Origin of the sequence: Microbacterium sp. cx-55, assembly GCF_021117345.1 — a bacterium.
Lineage (GTDB): Bacteria > Actinomycetota > Actinomycetes > Actinomycetales > Microbacteriaceae > Microbacterium.
Map to the genome: position 1 here is coordinate 590,868 of NZ_CP088261.1, position 18,495 is coordinate 609,362.

Genomic DNA, 18,495 nt, shown 5'->3' on the forward strand with positions numbered 1-18,495 from the left:
TCATTCCCGACACTAGACGGCGGTTCGGTGCGTCTCCGCGAGAGAACCGCGAAGGAAGACCCGGCTCGAGGTTTCGACAAGGTCGGCTCCGCTAGATCTGCTGTCCAAAATGCAAAGCGCGCTCTCGACATCGCCAAGGCGGAGCTGCGTCGCCTTATCTAGGAGGAAATGCAACGGCGGTTGCCGGGGTCATCGACCGTGAGGGAGCGCGCGCCGTAGGTGGCGGGCGCGGCGGGTGCCGCGACGTACGTTGCGGCGAAGACGGCGATCGCGGCGGCGATGATCGCCGCGAGGCGTCGCCTGCGCAGGCGGGTGGGGGAGATGCGTTCGGGCATGCGAAAGCAGGGCCTTCCTGGCAGCGGATCGACGTGCGGGGCGGCTGTCCGTGCACAAGGGGGTGCCATCTTTCTGCCCGAGCCGTGGATGCTACGACTTGGTCACCAACACGACCCATTGGCTCACCACGAGTTGCGTCCGTTCCGACCATCAGGCGGGGAGCGACATAGTTATCCGTCGAGTAACCACACGGAAACGCCTCAGCTCTATGCTCATGTCTCATGAAGAGCGCAGCGGATATCGACTTCGAGAGCTTCCGAGGTGCGCGGCGGTTCCCAGCGCTCGACGGGCTGCGCGCAGTCAGCATCCTTTTCGTTCTCACCTGGCACATGCATGACCCATTTTGGTCCCCCTTCTACGGTGCACTCGGCGTAACCATGTTCTTCGGAATCAGCGGGTTCCTGATCACCACCCTTCTCCTGCGTGAGGAGGACCGGAACGGCCGTGTTTCTTTGAAGAACTTCTACATCAGGCGCGTGTTCCGTATCGTTCCGTTGTACTTTTTAGCGCTCGGATCGACGGCCTTCCTCGTGCTTGTAGCGGGCTTCGGGCAGGGTGGCGGTAACTTCCTCGACCGGCTGCCCCTGCTCCTGACCTTCAACGGCGAGTTCGCCGGAAGTGGAACCTTCTCCCATTCCTGGTCGCTCGGGATCGAGGAAAAGTTCTACATCCTCTGGCCGCTCCTCGCGTTCGCCGTGCCATTCATTCGGTCCCGCCTCGGCCAGGTGCTCACGATTCTCGTGCCCGTGGCCGCCGTCGCCAGCTTCGTCCCCTGGACTGGATACATCGGCATCTACTTCCCGATCCTCGGCGGCTGCGCTCTAGCCGTAGCCATGCACCACCGCGCGTCCTTCGCAGTCATTCGCTCGATCGCGAACCCGTGGTTCTCCTCGGTCCTCTTCGTCGCGATGCTGCTGTTCCCCTTCTTCGAGCGGTCCATTCCGATCGGCGACCACTCGCACTACGCGCACGTCGCCTTCGGTCTGGTTGTGCTTCTGGCGATGCCGGGACTCTTAATACGTGGCAGCTGGCAGCAGCGCCTACTTGCTGTACGGCCGATTGTCTACTGTGGAAACCTCGCCTACGCGGTGTACCTCTTCCATCCCTTCGTCGTCGAGGTCGTTGACCGGCTCATCGCACCCGGCCAATCAGGCGCATTCCCTACGTCGGCACGTTTCGTAGCCGTGTTTCTCGGTTCGCTCGCCGTCGCATGGGTGCTTCGCGTCACGATCGAGCAGCCGTTCATACGGGTCGGGCGAAAGTTGACAAACGCGGTACCGCCTCCAGACAGGGTCGAAGCCGATTCCGCACGAACTCAGCCCCCGTCGCGCGCTTGACCGTACGCCAATCTCCCTCAGGTTGATTCGAATCGCTGTGGGGTCGACTTGATGCTCTTTGAGGAAGCCCTTTAGAGGTGTGCGGCGAGTTCCTTGATCCACGCCGCAAGGTCACCACGTAGGTCGTCGCGGTCCAGCGCGAACTGAACTCCGGTCTTGAGATAGTCGAGCCGGTCGCCCGTGTCATAGCGACGTCCGCGGAACACGACGCCGAGCACGGGGCCCGCGATCGACTCATCGTCGGCGAGCGCTTCCAGGGCGTCGGTCAGCTGGATCTCGCCACCCTTGCCCGGAAGAGTCCTCTCCAGAACGTCGAAGATCTCGGGTTTCAGGACGTAACGGCCGATGATGGCCAAGTTGCTGGGTGCGTCGGCGGCGGAGGGCTTCTCCACCAGGTACTTCACCTTCACGACGTCGGTCTCGTCCGTCTCGTCGACCGCGGCACAACCGTAGAGGTGGATCTGAGAGGGCTCGACCGCCATGAGCGCCACCACGGTGGCCGACCGGTCACGCGAGACCTCGATCATCCTCGAGAGCAGGACATCGCGAGAGTCGATCAGATCGTCTCCCAGGAGTACGGCGAACGTCTCGTTTCCCACGTGCTTACGGGCGCGAAGCACGGCGTGACCAAGCCCGAGAGGGTCGCCCTGGCGGACGAAGTGAATGTCGGCCAGGTTGCTGGCTTCCATGACCTTCGCGAGCTTCTCGGCGTCTCCCTTTCGCTCAAGCGTGTGCTCGAGTTCGGTCACACGATCGAAGTGGTTCGCGAGCGCGTTCTTGTTGCGTCCCACGATGACAAGAACGTCGTCGCTGCCCGCCGCGACAGCTTCTTCTACGACGTACTGGATCGCCGGCTTATCGACGACGGGAAGCATCTCCTTCGGCATTGCTTTTGTTGCTGGCAAGAATCTTGTGCCCAGACCGGCAGCGGGAATGACCGTCTTGATCGATGTGCTCGACATACGGCAGACGTTAGTGCTCTGCGATGAACGCAATGTTTCGAGAATGTAGCGCAGAGGCGTTCATGGATACAATTTGCTCCGCCTGCCGAACCCGGCGGGCGGTCTGATGTCAAATCTGATCGAGCGCAATTCTTGCGCATGCGCTTTTGACTTTAGATCGTTGCGGCATGTCACGATGTCCCCCTTTTGGTGGACATCGTGACGACGCCTATCGGGCGTAGCGTGCCCTCGCGGCCATTGTTGTGTCGCGAGGCGGTCACCTCTGCCAGCTATCATCATCTGAGCAACCCCTTGAGATGGGATAACTTTTGATGAGCTCGAAGGCAACGGCAAGATGGCATCGTCCCGACATCACGGGGATGCGTTCGCTGGCCATAATTCCCGTTGTTGCCTTCCATGCGGGCGCGCAGTTTATCCCGGGTGGGTTCATTGGTGTTGATGTCTTTTACGTAATATCAGGGTTCCTGATCACGACGCTTCTTGTTCAAGAAGTCGAACGCTCCGGGCGAGTTCGGCTTGCTGCATTTTGGGCAAAGCGGATCCGCCGCTTAGTCCCAGCTCTTGTTTTGGTCGTGGCGGTGACGTTGCCCATTTCAGCCATACTCAGTTCGGTGCTGAGCTGGGATACTCAGGCGAGGCAGGCCGTTGCGTCGGTGCTGTACGTGGCGAACATTCTGTTTTGGCGAGAGTCGACGGACTACTTTGACACTGGGGGAGGTCAGAGCCCGTATCTTCATATGTGGTCTTTGGGGGTCGAGGAGCAGTTCTATCTTGTCTGGCCGATTATCGTCATCGCCGCCATCTGGTGCGCGCGTCGGTGGATTTCAATGCGCACACTGCTCATCGTGCTTTTCGGGACAGTGTTCACCGTTTCTTTCGCGCTTTCGGTGGTCGTAACACCTGTCGACCCGAATGCTGCTTTTTACCTGCTTCCAACCCGCGCCTGGGAGTTCGCCGGTGCCGGGCTCGTTGCATTGTTGCCGCTGCGGCGGATCATAACGTCTCGGTTCGTCGCGTCGACTTTGGTTATTGCCGGCGTTGTAGTTCTCTTATACGGTCTTATTTTTCTCACTGAGCAGGACCTCTATCCTGGGTATCTGGCGTTGTTGCCTTTTGTGGCCACGATCTTGCTTCTCGTCGGCGGAGGCGGCCCCAGGAATTTGCTTTCTCCTCTCTTCGAGAGTAGGCCCGCCGTGTGGGTTGGAAACGTCTCCTATTCGTGGTACTTGTGGCATTGGCCGCTTATCGTTTTTGCGGGAATAATTTTTCCGGGGAGTGGTATGGTCTTAGCGCTGGCCGCGGTCCTCTCTCTCGGCGTTGGTGCGTTAAGCTATTATTTCGTAGAGCAGCCGCTTCGTTTCCACCCGTTTCTTGTTCGCTCGTCGCGGCGCACCTTCGTATCGGGAGTCGCTGCGACTATATGTGTCGTGCTGATAGCTGGGTCTGTCTTCATCGCAGGAAATGCGCTTTTGCGAGTGGAGCCTCTAAAGAGCTACGCAGCTGCCGCGGAGGCTGTCCCGGCGAACGGGTGTGCAGGTGCGGTTCGACTGAAGGTTGGGGCGGACGAGGCATGTGTTCTGGGCGATCCCGAGGGGACGACGACGGTTGCAGTGATCGGTGACTCCCACGCGGGCCACTGGCGCGCGGCGTTCGATCGGGCTGCAAAGGACGCCGGTTACCGCCTCATTTTTCGGTGGAAGAGCTCGTGCCCGTCGTTCTCGATACCCATCGGAGACGCGAAGGGGATTCAAGACCCAGCCTGTGCGCCTTACCGCGAGGAGACGTCCGAACTTCTCGACGCGATAAGGCCAGACGCCGTGATTATTTCGAATGCCTACGGCTACTTCGGCAAAATTCTTGACTCGGACGGCAACAGACTGCCTCTCGACGAGCAGCGGGAGGCCTGGCGCGCCGGCGTTGAAGAGCAGCTCGACGAGATTGCAGCACTTGGAGCTGGCGTCGCGGTCGTTAGGGATAATCCGCGAATGCCATACAATCCGACCGCGTGCCTGTCTCGCCTCGGCGTAACCCCCGAGGATTGTGAGACGCCCTTTGGGGATGCTCAGTTTATGATCCAAGAGTTCGGTGAGGTCACTGACGAAGTCATCTCCCGCCGTTCGGTTGAGTCCTTCTCAGTAGATGACGAGATCTGCCCCAACGCGCTCTGCCGCCCGGTGAGTGATCGAGGGCTCCCCATCTATCAGGATCAGACTCATCTGTCGAAGGACTGGACGTTGACGCAGGTCCCACGTCTCGCCGAACTCATGACGGATGCGGTCCGCCGCGGTTAGAACTGCACCTCAGATGGTTGACCACCGCACGGCGACCGGCTCCGCCCCAGACGTGATGGAGCGGAGCCGATTGACGTGGGGTTAGGGACGACCCATGCCGTAATAGGTCCATCCCGCCGCGCGCCATGCGGCTGCGTCGAGCCCGTTGCGTCCGTCCACGATTACTCTTCCGTCGGTGAGAGTCGACGCGTGCTCGGGGTCGAGTTGGCGGCGGTACTCATCCCACTCGGTGACGAGGATGACAGCATCAGCGTCAGCGAGCGCCTCGTCGCGGGAGTCTACGTACGTAAGCTGCGGGTGAACTCTGCGCGCGTTCGCGATAGCCGCCGGATCCGTCACCGTCACCGACGCTCCGAGGCCGTGGAGACGAACTGCAACATCCAGCGCAGGCGAGTCTCGAATATCGTCACTGTGCGGTTTGAATGCGGCGCCCAGAACGGTCACCTTCTTCTCGAAAACCTGGCCTTCGAGTGCCTCGACGACGAGTTGTACAGCGCGCTCGCGGCGGCGCAGGTTGATCTCGTCGATTTCCCTCAGGAACGCCACCGACTCGCCGCGGCCTAGTTCTTCCGCTCGCGCAGAGAACGCACGAATGTCCTTGGGGAGGCAGCCGCCGCCGAACCCGATGCCGGCGCCGAGGAACTTACGTCCGATTCTGTCGTCGTATCCGATAGCGTCAGCCAGCAAGGTGACGTCCGCGCCAGTCACCTCTGCGATCTCTGCCATGGCGTTGATGAATGAGATTTTTGTTGCGAGGAAGGCGTTGGCTGAAACCTTGACAAGTTCGGCAGTGGCCCGGTCCATCACCAAGAATGGCGTGCCCTTCGCGATGGACGGGTGGTACACCTCACGAAGGATCTGCGCAGCACGCTCGCCCTCCGCCCCGTCGGGCACTCCCGCGACGAGGCGATCTGGATCGATCGTGTCTTGAACTGCCCATCCTTCTCGGAGGAACTCCGGGTTCCAAACCAACGTCGCGCCTGTCGGTTCTACTCGTTCAGCGAGTCCTGCTGCGGTACCCACCGGAACAGTCGACTTGCCGGCCACGATGTCGCCCTCGGACAAGAACGGCAAAAGTCCGTCAACGGCGGCATTCACGTAGGTCATATCGGCGGCATAGCCATCCTTCACCTGGGGAGTCCCAACTCCGATGAAGTGGACGCGAGCCCCGGCGGCCTCGGCCATGTCCGTGGAGAAGCGCAGGCGGCCTGAAGCGATTCCGTCCGCCAAGATCTCAGCGAGTCCGGGCTCGAAGAACGGGGCTTCGCCTTTGGAGAGCGACTCGATCTTTCGTTCATCGACATCGATTCCGACCACGTCGTGGCCGATCGATGCCATTGCGGCCGCGTGCACGGCCCCCAGGTAACCGCAACCGATGACTGACAGACGCATGGCTCTCCTTCTTCGCTCGAATTGGTTGACGTTCGCCGTAGCAACGTTGGTTTGAGACAACTCTGCTCGCCAGGCCGACAGTCACGCGGTCGTGACGTCCTACCGCCCAGAGCATTCATATCAACTCTGCGTGTCCGGTTCGAGTCGGACAGTTCACGTTCGTCTTTCGAACGGCTTCTTCGCTTCCTTCGCAGTGCAACGTAAGTCCCTGTTCTCCAGGGGTAACGCTCTCAACCATCCCGTCCCCCGCACGACACGCGCACGACACACAGGGCTGCTAGTTTTCTGATCGGGACGATGAAGTGTTCAACGCTTAGATTTGCCCCCGCGGCAGTGAAGAGCATCACGTAGGCCGTACAGGGGGTTGTGATGAGTCAGGCACGTCCGAGGGATCAACGTTCTCGACCGCCATGGCGAGTACTTCTAGTAGGCGCCTTCGTGCTGCTTCTGATCGCTCAAGGCTGGATCTCTTTCAGAGTCACCCCTGAGCCCTATCCCATCGTCCGGATGCCTAGCTTTGGTCTCGCCGCGTCGCCTGACGGCACTTACCCTGCCACTTTCGTTCGCGCCGAAGCGTCCTTCTCGGATGGTACGAGTTCTGAGATTGACCCATACGAGATCATGGCTCCCTTCCGTTTCTCCACCGCGCGCCCGTCATATGACTACGTTTTCGGTCCCGAGCGAAAGACCGAGATCCCAAGCGATGTCATTGACTGGCTTCGTGGCAGGGTGGAGGAGTTGAGCGGCGGAAAGACCCCCACGGAATTGAGAATGTGCTGGACGGAAGCGGACGTCCGACTCAAGGACGCGAAACTCGAGAATGTAACGCCGTGTGAGCTGACCTTGGTGGAACTATGATCCGGCGCGTTGACGACTTCATCCGTCGTGCGGCGGACTCGTACCGACCCGACCAGTGGTTTCTTGCCGTCTTGCGGGTCGCGTATGCGGGGTGGATCCTGCTCTTCCCCGTAGACATAATGTGGATTGCGAGTATCCCAAACGGCTTCTTGCGTCCGCGTCCAGGACTCTTCGGATGGATCACCGATGTGCCGTCAGCGGAAGTCTTGCTCGCCATTTCGATCGTGCGCGTTCTCCTCGCTGTTCTTCTAGCACTGGGCATTATGACGGTACCCGTTTCCGTAGTTATGTCCGCATGCTTGATCGTCGTGTCCGGGCTTTCTTATTCCTTTTCGAAGGTAGATCACTTCATCCTGTTTGAGCTCGTGCCTGTGTTCCTGGCTTTCGCTGGGTGGGGTACCGCGTGGTCGTTCGACGCGATACGTCGTCGCCGCCGTGGCGACCCTCTCGGTGCAGCTCGGGGGATGCCTGTCTTGCTGTTCGCGCTCACTATCGGTTGGGCGATGCTGTCGGCAGCTGTACCCAAGGTGCTCGGGGGGTGGCTCGACCCGGACCGCCAGGCAACCCGCGGATACCTCGCTCGGGACGTGGCGACTGCGGCGAAGACGGGGCCGTTCGCTGACTGGATGTTGACGATTGATTCTGATCTCTTCTGGAAGTTTCTGGATTACGCGACAATCCTGGCTGAAGGAGCGCTGATTCTCTTCGCTCTGACGCCGATCTTGTTTCGCTGCTGGGTCTTGCTCCTGGGCGCGTTCCACGTTGGCGTTTACCTCACGTTGGGAATCTCCTTCATCGACTACGTAATGGTCTACGCGGTGTTCTTCTCGCCTGTCGTTATGTGGCTAATTAATCGAGTATCGCTGGCGAGGGGAAAACTGCGTCGGGGGCCGGCGGAATCGCGGGCGCGTTCGTTAGCAGAGGGCGCCGAATGACTGGGGAAATCAACTCGTGAAGGTGAGCGTCGTCGGGAGTGGTCCGAACGGCCTCGCTGCTGCCGTGGTTATGGCCCGCGCGGGTCACGAAGTCCGGGTTTTCGAGAGTTCTGAGGGTGTCGGCGGCGGGCTTCGGACCGTTCCCTTCGACGGTGCGGAGGGACTGCTCGATATTTGTTCAGCAGTGCATCCAATGGCGGTTTCGTCACGCTTCTTTCAGGCTTTCCAGCTCGCGGATCGCGTTGAGTTCCGATACCCGGAGATATCCTTCGCCCACGCGATGCAGGGCGAGTCGGCGGTCGCGTATCGCGATCTAGCCCGCACCGTGGAGGAGCTCGGTACGGACGGGGCAGGTTGGGGGCGAGCGATGAGGCCGCTTGTTGCGCGGATTGAGGATGTACGAGGGATGTCGGGTCTCTCGCCCCGTGTACACCCGTCTCAGGTGGCCGGAGCCGTGTCGCTCGGCCTCAGCGCCGCGGTGAAGTTCCCGATGCTTAGAGGCCGGGCACGTGCTCTAGCCGCCGGTGCCACGGCGCACGCGGGAACGACGTTCGAATCTGCAGCAGGCCGCTTCGTCGGTGCTGTTCTCGCGGCTGAGGCCCACGTGGCGGGATGGCCCATTCCAGTGGGCGGGTCTCAATCCATTGCAGATGCAATGGTGGACGATCTTCGACGCCATGGCGGTGAGGTCATCACGAGTCATCGTGTGACTTCGCTCGACAGCGTCTGGGGCGCCGGGGACGTGGCCATACTCGATACTTCCCCACGTCAGTTCGCCAATATGGCTGGCGATCGACTGCCCTCTCGCTATCTTCACGCGCTGCGCAGTTACCGGTACGGGAATGCTGTGAGCAAGGTCGACTTCGTCTTGAACGCCCCCATACCTTGGTCGGACGAAAGACTGCGTGATGCCGGCACGGTCCATTTGGGTGGTACTGCATCACAGGTATCGTCGGCCGAATCCCTCGCGCGTCGCGGGATCATGCCGGATGACCCATTCGTCCTCTTGTCCCAACCAAGCCGTTTCGACAATTCGAGACTCCCCGCAGGCTCCTCGAAATCGGTCGTCTGGGCGTACGCACATGTGCCTAACGGAAGCCGGGCCGACGGCACGGAAGTCGTGACACGCAGGATCGAAAGCTTCGCGCCGGGATTCCGCGACGTTGTCGAGCACTCCGAGGCGCGCCCGGCCGCCTGGTATGAGGCGCACAACAGCAACTTCGTCGGTGGTGACGTACTCGGAGGACAGATGGATCTTCGTCAGTTCATCACCCGGCCAAATGTGAGCCCGCATCCTTGGCGCACGCCAATCGCCGGGGTTTATCTGTGCTCGGCCGCGACTCCGCCTGGCGCGGGCGTTCACGGCATGGGTGGGTGGCATGCGGCACGCCTCGCCCTGCGAGACTTGACGGGGCAGCCGATGCCAGGCCTGTCGCCATGATGTGCTGTTGGGGCTCACCCAACTTGACCAGGGTCCATGTATATCTGCTCTGGTCACATTCCGCTGATCGATTGAGGGTTGTGATCGCTTGACGAAGGTTTTCGTACTGTGCTCGGGGCAGGAGGACAACATCGGAGATGTGGTTCTCCGACGGAAGATGCTCACCGACTTGAGGGAGTTCGGCGAGTTGCATATCTTCTTGGACGACGCATCGCCGGACTTCCGTGATGCGCTCGAGCTCGCGCAGGCGGATGTGGTGTACTCGGACCGGACGCGCTGGCGCAGGGAGCTCTGGCAGTCGATCAGACGTCGGGACGCGTGGCTAGTAGACAAGCCCGGAGAGTTGATAACGAGTCGGCGCCGACTGTTGGCGCTTGCCCGGCTGACCATTGCGGCACTCGCGATCCGGGCGCAGAAGGGGGCGGTACTTCGCCTTGGGCTGGGACAACGGGCCCCGCACCGCGGATTCGCTCTTGCTTATCGCCCTTTCCTGGCCACGGCGAACGTGTTGGCCTGGCGCGACCCCGAGTCCATGCAAGCCTTCGGTATTGGTGAGGTGATGCCTGACTGGGGATTCGGTGAGGTCGCTTTGGCTGCGCCCGGAACGCGGAGTCGACTCGCGATCTCGTACCGCTCGGATCGAGCACAGTTGTCTGACGATGCGGTCGCAGGGATAACCTCGGCGGCGACCGCACTTGGGTTGTCGCCGATTGTCGTCACTCAGGTTGGCCGGGATGAGGAGCGTTCCCGATCTCTCGCTGCCCGGCTTGGATGTGAACTGGTTGGGTGGCCCGAGGGCGTAACTCATCGTGAACAGGAGCGTAGGCTGCGCGAGATCTATGCGGAGTCAGCGGTTGTCCTCAGCGATCGGCTGCATGTTCTGATCGTAGGAATGACAGAAGGCGCGATTCCTCTCGGCCTCACCGAACACACAGAGTCAAAGATCCAACGGCACTTCGACGCTGTAGGTCTGAGCGGCGTCTCCGTGCAGGTCCCCACAGGCGACGAGCTCGCAGCGGAGCGCGCCATCATTGACGCTGCACGACGCGAGCAGGAGGTTCGCACGGCCTTGCAGGAATCGAACTCTCGGCTGGCCTCGCTAATCGCGCGTATCCGAAGCGCGACTCGGTCGAACAAGTCACTGGCGCATGGCTGAACGCACACTGGGGCGGGCCGCGCTGGGCGGAGCCGGCGCGACTGCCCTGTGGCAACTCATTCGGCTCGTGCTGCTCGGCTTGTCGATAGTCCTGCTCGCGCGGTTGCTCGACCCGTCCGACTACGGCCTCGTCGCGATGGCGACCGCGATCATCGGCGTCGGGGAACTCCTGCGTGACATGGGGCTGTCGATGGCCAGCGTGCAGGCAAGGACCGTTTCGGCGGAAGAGAAGTCGAATCTGTTCTGGATCAACAGTCTCATTGGCGCGGTTCTCACCGTGGTGGTGTACGCCCTTGCCGGGCCGATCGCGGACCTGTACGGGCGTCCCGAGCTCGTGGATATCACGCATGCTCTGGCATTCACATTTCTCATCAACGGTGTCGCGACGCAGTTCAAAGCGCAGATTAACCGTGATCTCCGCTTCATGACGCTCGGATTTGCGGAAGCTGCCCCTCAGGCGTTGGGTCTCGCAGTAGCCATTGTGTGGGCAATCAATGTGGGTGGGTACGGGGCGCTCGTAGCTCAGGCGTTGGTCGTCGCGGGAGGTGGACTCCTGCTTGATGTTGCGCTCGCCCGGTGGATGCCTGGGTGGGTGTCGAGAAAAACGTCGATTCGACGTTTTCTTGGCTTCGGAGGAGCCCTCGCGGGAACACAAACACTCGCCTACGTCTCGAAGAACCTCGACACAGTGCTTCTCGGGCTTGCGGTTGGGAGCACGCAGCTAGGTTGGTACAACCGCGGATATCAAATAGTCGTGCTGCCACTAACTCAGCTCACCGCGCCGATGTCTCGCGTGGCCGTCCCCGTATTGTCTCGGGTTCAGGACCAGACGGCGTCGTTCGATCGGTTCTTGAGAGCGGGCCAATTCTTCAGCGTTGGCCTCGCCTCGGTGCTCTATGGTGTGGCCATCGGGCTGGCCTACCCTCTGGTAGAGATCGTGCTCGGACCCAGTTGGATGCCTGTCGCGCCGATTCTCCAGGTGCTCGCGGTGTCGGGTGTCTTTCGGGCTATGGGGCAGATTCCGTACTGGTTGTTTCTCTCCAAAGGTCACGCGGGAAAGCAGTTCCGCTTCTACCTGGTGGCGCAGCCGATTATCGTGGTCGGAATCGTAGCGGGGCTACCGTTCGGAGTCTTGGGCGTCGCCACCGGAGTAAGCGTCGGTTACGGCCTCTTCTGGATTGCACAGATGCTGTGGGCGGCGCGAGCTACTGAGACCCCGACCGGTGGGCTGATCCTCTCCGCCCTTGCGATCGTGGGAGTTTTCGGTGTTCCCGTGGTACTGATCGGGACGCTGGTCTCTGCGCTGATCCCGGATGCGCTTCTTGCCGCTGGGGCGGGTGTCGCTGGGTGCTTGCTCTTCGTAGCGATCGCGCTCGCGGTCATTCCGCCGTACCGTAGGCAGTTGCGAGACGCGAGAGGGCTGATGCGTAAGTGACGAATGGACTAGCACAATCTGCAGCAAGTCGATCGTCGCAAGCGATTCGGAACGGGGGTCTCGCAGTTCGACGGGCGCGACTCGCAACGGCGGTCTTTAGTCTGTACGCGGCACTCCTTCCGATCGCGCGGTGGGCGCTTTTCGACCGTCGAATCGAGTTCGTCGTCTGGGGATCATTTCTCGCCTTCCTCGTCATCTGCATATTGGCGCGGCGCGTAAGACGCCCACCGATGGCCGGTGTGTGGATGGCTGCCCTACTCCTGATCCCGCTGGGGGGGCTCATCTCAGGAATAACCACGTCCGTGGCAGCTAGTCTCGTTGTCGCAATCCCGCTCGCGCTTCTCGTAGGGCTCGCTCCCCCGGTGTTGAGGTACTACGTCGAGACGAGCCCTGCCTTCGGATGGTGGGTGGGCTCTGCCTTCGTTTTGAGCCAGACTGCATCGGCCGCCGTGGGGCTCCTTCAGCTGAGCGGGACGAGTCTGTTCGGGACGACCGCGATCTTCGGACGCTCGACAGGTCTCGCCGACCATCCGAACGTTCTGGGCGTGATGTCAGTCCTTGCGATGCTGGCGTGCTTCGCCGCGTTCGTGGCTGCACCTGCGTTCGTGAAGGTAGTCGTTCTGTTTGCCATCGTTGTGAACTTCGCAGCGCTGATTGGAACGGGTAGTCTCAGCGCGATGTTGGCCGGTGCCGTCGCGTGCTTCATCGCCTTGGTTGTTCGTCGGCGGACCATCCTTGCCGTCATCCTAGGAGCGACTTCGGTAGCGATTCTCAGCTTGTTTCTCGGCGTGGCAGGTCTGGATCCCGCTGCCTTGGTTGAGCCCGTCAATCACCGATTCAACGTCGTGATCGGTGCCGCCGACGATGGAGGTGCCGCGTCAGTCGGAACCCGAGTTCAGACATACGAATGGGCCTGGCGCTTCATTTCTGAGAACCCTCTCGTCGGGGTGGGGATGGACGCGACCAACGCAGCGACGTACAACGGCTACACCCCTGTACACAATTACGTGCTGCACGCCTGGTACAGGGGCGGGCTCTTCTTCGTGGCCTGGCAGATCGCCGCCACCATCGGTTACATCTGCTTGGTTGTTCGCGCAGTTCGATCCGGGCAGCGGGCAATCGCCGCTGCTACGGTCGCGGCAGTAGTCACATTCGCAGCAACCTCCGCATTCTTCGACCAGCCGCACTACTGGCTTCCACTTCTTTTCGCGATTGTGCTCCTTCCCCGGTCCGCCGGCGCGCGAAGCCGTCTCAGGACGAAAGCCCAGCTGAGAACAGCGGCTCGGGGCTGCGCCGCGAACATTCCCCCGACTACCGGTCTCGCATAACGAAAGGACACCCAGCTGTGAGGAACATTCTCATCTCAGTTGCGACCTACAAACGGCCCGATCTTCTCCACGATCTCCTCGAGTCCCTCGCAAGCGACAACCAGATCTCGCGAGCTCGTGTATGCGTCGTAGACAACGACCCGGCAGGAAGCGGCGAAGCGGCCTGCGAGAGAGACGATCTAGACATCCGTTACGTGGTTGAACCTCGGCAGGGAATCGCAGCCGCGCGGAATCGGGGCTTGAAGGAGCTACTGCCGACGGACGAATTTGTCATCTTCGTGGACGATGACGAGCGGGTGGGCGAGGGGTGGCTGGCAAGCCTCCTGGATTGTCAGGAGAAATTCCGCGCCGATGTTGTCTCCGGTCCTGTCATCTCCGTTTTTCCCGCAGGCACTCCGGATTGGATCATCAAGGGAAACTTCATCCAGCGAGCCAGATTCGCGACTGGCGCTGTCATGCGCTCCGCGGCGACAAACAACACGCTCGTCTCGACGGCCACATTACGGAAACTCGACCCGCCCGAGTTCGATGAGACGTTTTCGATGACTGGCGGAAGCGATACCGAGCTGTTCGGGCGCCTTCGCGCTCTCGGCGCGCAGTTGATTTGGTGCGATGAGGCAGTCGTCTTCGAGGATGTACCAGCATCGCGGGCTCGTCTTAGCTGGGTATGGCGTCGCGGCATTCGAGTGGGGAATGTGAACGGCCGTTTAAGTCTTCGAACTTCGTCTCGGGTCCGGGTTGCGGCCGAAGGGGTTGCAAGGATTGGCTACGGCGTGCTGCGACAGGCGGGGCTGCTGATCATTGGGCGCGGCCTTGAGGGGCGAAGCTTCGCCCAGGTGACCGGAGGGATCGGCAGAATTGGTGCGTGCACGAACCGGCTCATCGTTGAGTACGCGCGGAAAGAGGGCGCAGCTTCTAAGTGATCGCGAGGCCGGCGGACCCGCGGGCCGGCTGACGCACTCCCTGAATGACCAGATGAACGGGCTGTGCGGTGGGTTAAGGCTGATTCGTTGGCGCACGAACTGCCCCCACTCGAACCAACTGCAAGGCGACGAGAGTATTCACCCGGATAAGGTAAGCGACGGCAAGAACTGCGCCGCAAATTACGATCGCCGGGCCGAGAATGGACTCGAAGTCCCCGAAATATCGAACTCCGAGCCAAGCGCCTGTCCCGACGGCGAGCGCAATAAACGTCAGTAGCAGACGCGAGAGTTTTGGTCGCCGGAACTCGCTTTCCGAGGCGGCGGCGTAGGGAATGACGGACCACGTGACGAACGCCCCGTATGCAATGACGTTCGGATAGAACGCGATATTCATCATCAGGAGAACACCAAGGTGAAAAAGGCATGCCACGGAGATAACGATCCGCCATGCCCGCCAGTTCAGAACCGCGATGAGGAACGCAAACTCAAACACAACCGTGATCCAGTCGAGTGACTCCCAGACGAGTGTGGAGTCGAACTGCAAAAATGTCGGAGTTAACCATTCGTCTCTGCCGTTTGCAACGAACTGCCGGATGAAATGTCCTCGAGTTGCCTGGGACGCGGTACTCAGCCAGCCGCTTAGAAGCTTCTGGATAGCCGCCGAGGCGAAAGCGATGGCTATGACGAGAGCGAACAGACGCAACGGCCACTGAGGCGTTTTCGTCGGGGCTGTAGCCGAACGGAGTCGAGCGTCAAGAGACGACCGACTCCCCCAACCAGTGAACATAAGAATCACCGGTGCGAGGACGAAGATGATGGAGTGATCGATCTTTCCGCTGGAAAACTGGACGCCGTTTACGATGATGAGCAACACGGTGACCGAGGCGGACGCAATGCTCGTGAACAGGCCTAGGCCCAGGAGCACGATTGCGCAAGCGAGTGCCCACTGAAGGATGAGTAGGACCTCTACGGGGGGAAATCCGCCGAGGAGGCGAAACGGCCCCAAAGGTGCGTTGAAGACGGAGTCAGGGAAGCTCGCCATCCGAGTGGGATCGGGCAACGTCAGAACTGCAACTACCGCGTAGATGATCCTGAATCGTGCGACGTCGACCGCAGTGAAACTTCCTGCGCGTGCCCAGCGGTCGAACAGTTCCATCCAGCGACTCATGGTGACCTCAGGTCGATCGTGACTTCACGCACTGTTTCTTCCGACTCAAGCTCGCCGCCGACGACCGCATATCGCCCAAGGCGCCACTCGATGTCGACGAACTGCACCTCGGGAAAGTCCGGGTAGCGCTCGCGCAATACCGCGCGGAGCCAATCCACGGTTTCTGGGTTCGTGGCGCGCGAAGGATTACCAAACATCGATCGAAGTATCGAGGTGCCGAGTTGATCGCTTTCCGGGATGACGTCGAGATACGGGATCTCCTGCGTCAGCGTTCCGCTACGGATGGATACGTGTGGCACTTCCACTGAGGCATACCGGTCTGACTCGGGACTGCCGACGAAGGCTGGTTGGAAGAGTGCGGGGTACGGCTCGCCGAACAGTCGTGCGATCACGAGTTCAACAGGAAGAATCAAGATGCAGACCGCGAATGCGGTACGGATGGCTCTCATTTTTCGGCGTTGTCGCGTTGACATCGCGTCGACGAGTGGCGCATCCATAGGTCCAAGTCTCTTCTCGGAGCAACGTCGTTCCCGGCAGCCTGAGATTGTCTCGTGCCCGGCGTGTATGGATGAAGGCTAGCGCTTGGAGGACACCAAAACATCCCTGGTGAGATTAAGAATTCGCGACCCGACGGCCTCATCGCTCAATAACCCAGGCGTAGACGCTGCGGCACGCCCGAATTTCTCTCGGAGGATGGCGTCGTCGCACAATTTTCGTAGCGCCGCAGACAACGAGCCCACGCTCCGCGCTGAGAATGTCAGTCCGTTGCGTCCGTCATCCACCCACTCGGAGGGACCGCCTTCGTTCGCGACGATCGTCGGCTTCCCCGCGGCAAGGTACTGGAGGACGTTCTGCCCGAGGGGCTCCGGGCGCATTGAACATTGCACACAGACGTCGAGCCCCGCAATGGCCGCTGCGACGTCATCCACATGGCCGGCGAACTCCACTCGGTCTTCCACGCCTAGCCGTCTAGTCATCCGCTGAAGCTCTGCCAAATACTCATCGTGCCCGAATGCAGCTGCTCCAAAGAGAACGAGGACCTCGTCAGAGTCCGGCAGTGCGTCGGCAAAGGCCTGGATCAGGAGTTCTTGGCCCTTCCAAGGGTCGATCCGTGCCACGAGACCGATCCGTTTAACTCGGGGGCTGACCCTGACCACGTCTGCGTCGACAACCTTGAGGCCGGAGGGGCTCGGAATAACCGCTGTAATGCTCCCGTCGCGGATATGCGGTGTCGCGAGCGCCAGCGAGGCGTGCGAGTTCGCGATGATGGCGGCCGCATTAGGCAAGACGAACGTGGTCATCAGACGCGTGGCTGTGCCCCCAATGGCATCGCGTTCGATGAGGTCTCTGATATGGACGATGACAGGCTTTCGCAGCAGAACCCCGACTAGCGACACATAAACGCTCGCGCGGGTCGTGTTCGCGACGAGGACGTCCGCGCCGCGCACGGCCCGGCTGCGCAGCAGGGCGACGGCCGACCGAAGTATCGTCCCTGACAGCGAGAGGTTGGCCGAGAGGCCACGGCCCGTCGTGGTTCGAGCGGCGTGAGCAGGACCGATCCGGTAGACGTCTACCCAATCGGGCATGTCAGCGAAAGCATCGGCCGTGGGGTCTGCGGCGGACGGGACGAACAGCGATGGCGTCCAATCTTGACGTTCGTGTAGAAGGCGTAGGAGGGCAAGCTCGGCCCCTCCGCGCTCGCTGGAATGATCGACAAAGACAACCCGAGGCGCAGGATTCTGTCCCGCGGTCCGCTCGTTCATCGACCGGCTGCTGAAGGCGTTGTGTCGAGTTGCCCGGCATGGCCGGCTTCATCCAGCGTGGCGATCTCTGCCTTCAGCCGCCGCGCGAAATGCTCCTCGCTGAATGTGCCAGCATGTGTGCGAATCTTCTGCTCGTCCCAATCAAGGCTCTGGCTGAACTCCACCGCTGTCGCCAGCAGTCCTGGATCGGGGAGGTCGAAGTAGACGCCAGTTTCATTCTCCCGGATGGTGTCGAGGAAGCCTCCCCACCTCAGCACGATCGACGGTTTGCCGTAGTTCGCTGCCTCGATCGGGGTGAGCCCGAAGTCTTCGTAACTGGCAGAGACGACGGCGGCCGATCGTGCATACAACCATCGCATTTGGGCGTCCGTGAGGTCTTTAAGCATGCGAACGTTCTGCTTCGCCAGGACGGCAAGCTTTCGCTCCTCCGGGCCTGCACCCACCACGACGAGAGGTAGACCGAGTTCGTTGAACGCACGTATCACTACGTCGACATTCTTGTAGGGCAATAGACGTGAGATGCACAGGTAGTACTCGCCGCTCTGCGACAGGGCACCGAGATCGACCACCTCCTGCGGAAGTGACACGTCGACGGAGTGAGGCGCAGGAAGCACCTCGGACTCAATGCCGTAAGTCTCTCTGATGCGTTGCTGGACTACCGTGGAGATAGCGAAGTACTTCGTAGCTGTTTTCGCTTGACGCTTGTCCCAGCGTTTCAGCCAAGGCCGAAGGACGGCTAGCGCAACGCGCTGAACATTAAGTCGATTTGACCCGAGGTATGTGTCGGTCTGGTACAACCAACGCGCGGGGGAGTAGCAGTAGACAATCTTGCTTCCGCGCGTTCGAAAGCCGTGTGCCCAACCGCTCGAGCTCACGATCGTATGCCGCGCGGGTACCCGGACGCTATTCGAGGCCCAGGCGAGAAAGGGAAGCGCCAGCCGATGAGACCGCCGGAACGGGCCGAACCGGTTGAGTGCCGACGGGATGACCTCGACGTCACCGAACTCTGGGTAGGTCAGCGACGGTTCATACAAGGTCGTGTAAACGGGCGCAGAGGGAAACGCGCGATGCAGCGCCAGCACGACTTTCTCGGCACCTCCTCGTTGAGTGAGATAGTCGTGTGCGATTGCGACATCTGCGGCTTCTGCATCGAAATCTGACGGGTTCATC

General features: G+C 60.9%; 16 protein-coding genes. 9 read left to right on the forward strand and 7 right to left on the reverse strand.

Annotated features, from left to right (window positions below):
* Positions 1-158 precede the first annotated feature (158 nt).
* Positions 159-335, reverse strand: coding sequence for a hypothetical protein (locus LQ938_RS02850; protein WP_223721667.1), 177 nt, complete (start codon positions 333-335; stop codon positions 159-161).
* A 222-nt stretch (positions 336-557) separates the two neighbouring features.
* On the opposite strand from LQ938_RS02850, the gene LQ938_RS02855 reads away from it, so the two are divergent.
* The gene (locus tag LQ938_RS02855; RefSeq protein ID WP_223721668.1) at positions 558-1,673 is read left to right on the forward strand and encodes an acyltransferase family protein; all 1,116 of its coding nucleotides are present in this window, start codon (positions 558-560) and stop codon (positions 1,671-1,673) included.
* A 71-nt stretch (positions 1,674-1,744) separates the two neighbouring features.
* On the opposite strand, the gene galU is transcribed toward LQ938_RS02855, so the two are convergent.
* Positions 1,745-2,635 carry a UTP--glucose-1-phosphate uridylyltransferase GalU gene (galU, locus tag LQ938_RS02860; RefSeq protein WP_223721669.1) on the reverse strand — a complete coding sequence of 297 codons (891 nt, stop codon included), beginning with the start codon at positions 2,633-2,635 and terminating at the stop codon, positions 1,745-1,747.
* Between the two features lie 311 nt (positions 2,636-2,946).
* On the opposite strand from galU, the gene LQ938_RS02865 reads away from it, so the two are divergent.
* Entirely contained in the window at positions 2,947-4,926 is a 1,980-nt protein-coding gene (locus LQ938_RS02865) for an acyltransferase family protein (RefSeq protein WP_223721670.1), read from the forward strand.
* 81 nt (positions 4,927-5,007) lie between these two features.
* Here LQ938_RS02865 and LQ938_RS02870 read toward each other — a convergent pair whose 3' ends face one another.
* Positions 5,008-6,318: a UDP-glucose dehydrogenase family protein gene (locus LQ938_RS02870; protein WP_223721671.1), complete on the reverse strand. Its 1,311-nt coding sequence runs from the start codon at positions 6,316-6,318 to the stop codon at positions 5,008-5,010.
* Positions 6,319-6,756: 438 nt separating this feature from the next.
* On the opposite strand from LQ938_RS02870, the gene LQ938_RS02875 reads away from it, so the two are divergent.
* The 7 genes from LQ938_RS02875 to LQ938_RS02905 all read left to right on the forward strand — a co-directional run bounded on the left by LQ938_RS02875 (position 6,757) and on the right by LQ938_RS02905 (position 14,394).
* Entirely contained in the window at positions 6,757-7,176 is a 420-nt protein-coding gene (locus tag LQ938_RS02875) for a hypothetical protein (RefSeq protein ID WP_223721672.1), read from the forward strand.
* Positions 7,173-8,111, forward strand: a complete 939-nt coding sequence (locus LQ938_RS02880) for a hypothetical protein (protein WP_223721673.1) — start codon at positions 7,173-7,175, stop codon at positions 8,109-8,111. The genes LQ938_RS02875 and LQ938_RS02880 overlap by 4 nt, the downstream gene beginning before the upstream one ends.
* Positions 8,112-8,133: 22 nt before the next feature.
* Positions 8,134-9,552, forward strand: coding sequence for a phytoene desaturase family protein (locus LQ938_RS02885; RefSeq protein WP_223721674.1), 1,419 nt, complete (start codon positions 8,134-8,136; stop codon positions 9,550-9,552).
* An 88-nt stretch (positions 9,553-9,640) separates the two neighbouring features.
* Positions 9,641-10,708 carry a polysaccharide pyruvyl transferase family protein gene (locus LQ938_RS02890; RefSeq protein WP_223721675.1) on the forward strand — a complete coding sequence of 356 codons (1,068 nt, stop codon included), beginning with the start codon at positions 9,641-9,643 and terminating at the stop codon, positions 10,706-10,708.
* Complete coding sequence (locus tag LQ938_RS02895; RefSeq protein WP_223721676.1) at positions 10,701-12,143, forward strand: lipopolysaccharide biosynthesis protein; 1,443 nt, start codon at positions 10,701-10,703, stop codon at positions 12,141-12,143. The genes LQ938_RS02890 and LQ938_RS02895 overlap by 8 nt, the downstream gene beginning before the upstream one ends.
* Before the next feature lie 230 nt (positions 12,144-12,373).
* Positions 12,374-13,471 (forward strand): O-antigen ligase family protein, encoded by a 1,098-nt coding sequence (locus tag LQ938_RS02900; RefSeq protein WP_223721677.1) that lies wholly within the window; start codon positions 12,374-12,376, stop codon positions 13,469-13,471.
* A 17-nt stretch (positions 13,472-13,488) separates the two neighbouring features.
* Positions 13,489-14,394 (forward strand): glycosyltransferase family 2 protein, encoded by a 906-nt coding sequence (locus LQ938_RS02905; RefSeq protein WP_223721678.1) that lies wholly within the window; start codon positions 13,489-13,491, stop codon positions 14,392-14,394.
* Between the two features lie 73 nt (positions 14,395-14,467).
* On the opposite strand, the gene LQ938_RS02910 is transcribed toward LQ938_RS02905, so the two are convergent.
* The 4 genes from LQ938_RS02910 to LQ938_RS02925 form a co-directional block, all read right to left on the reverse strand.
* Entirely contained in the window at positions 14,468-15,550 is a 1,083-nt protein-coding gene (locus LQ938_RS02910) for an HTTM domain-containing protein (RefSeq protein ID WP_223721679.1), read from the reverse strand.
* Between the two features lie 8 nt (positions 15,551-15,558).
* The gene (locus LQ938_RS02915) at positions 15,559-16,059 is read right to left on the reverse strand and encodes a hypothetical protein (protein ID WP_223721680.1); all 501 of its coding nucleotides are present in this window, start codon (positions 16,057-16,059) and stop codon (positions 15,559-15,561) included.
* Between the two features lie 78 nt (positions 16,060-16,137).
* Entirely contained in the window at positions 16,138-17,148 is a 1,011-nt protein-coding gene (locus LQ938_RS02920; protein ID WP_223721681.1) for a glycosyltransferase family 4 protein, read from the reverse strand.
* Between the two features lie 173 nt (positions 17,149-17,321).
* A complete protein-coding gene (locus tag LQ938_RS02925; RefSeq protein WP_223721682.1) occupies positions 17,322-18,494 on the reverse strand; it encodes a glycosyltransferase in 1,173 nt (390 codons plus the stop codon).
* Between the last annotated feature and the right edge of the window lies 1 nt (position 18,495).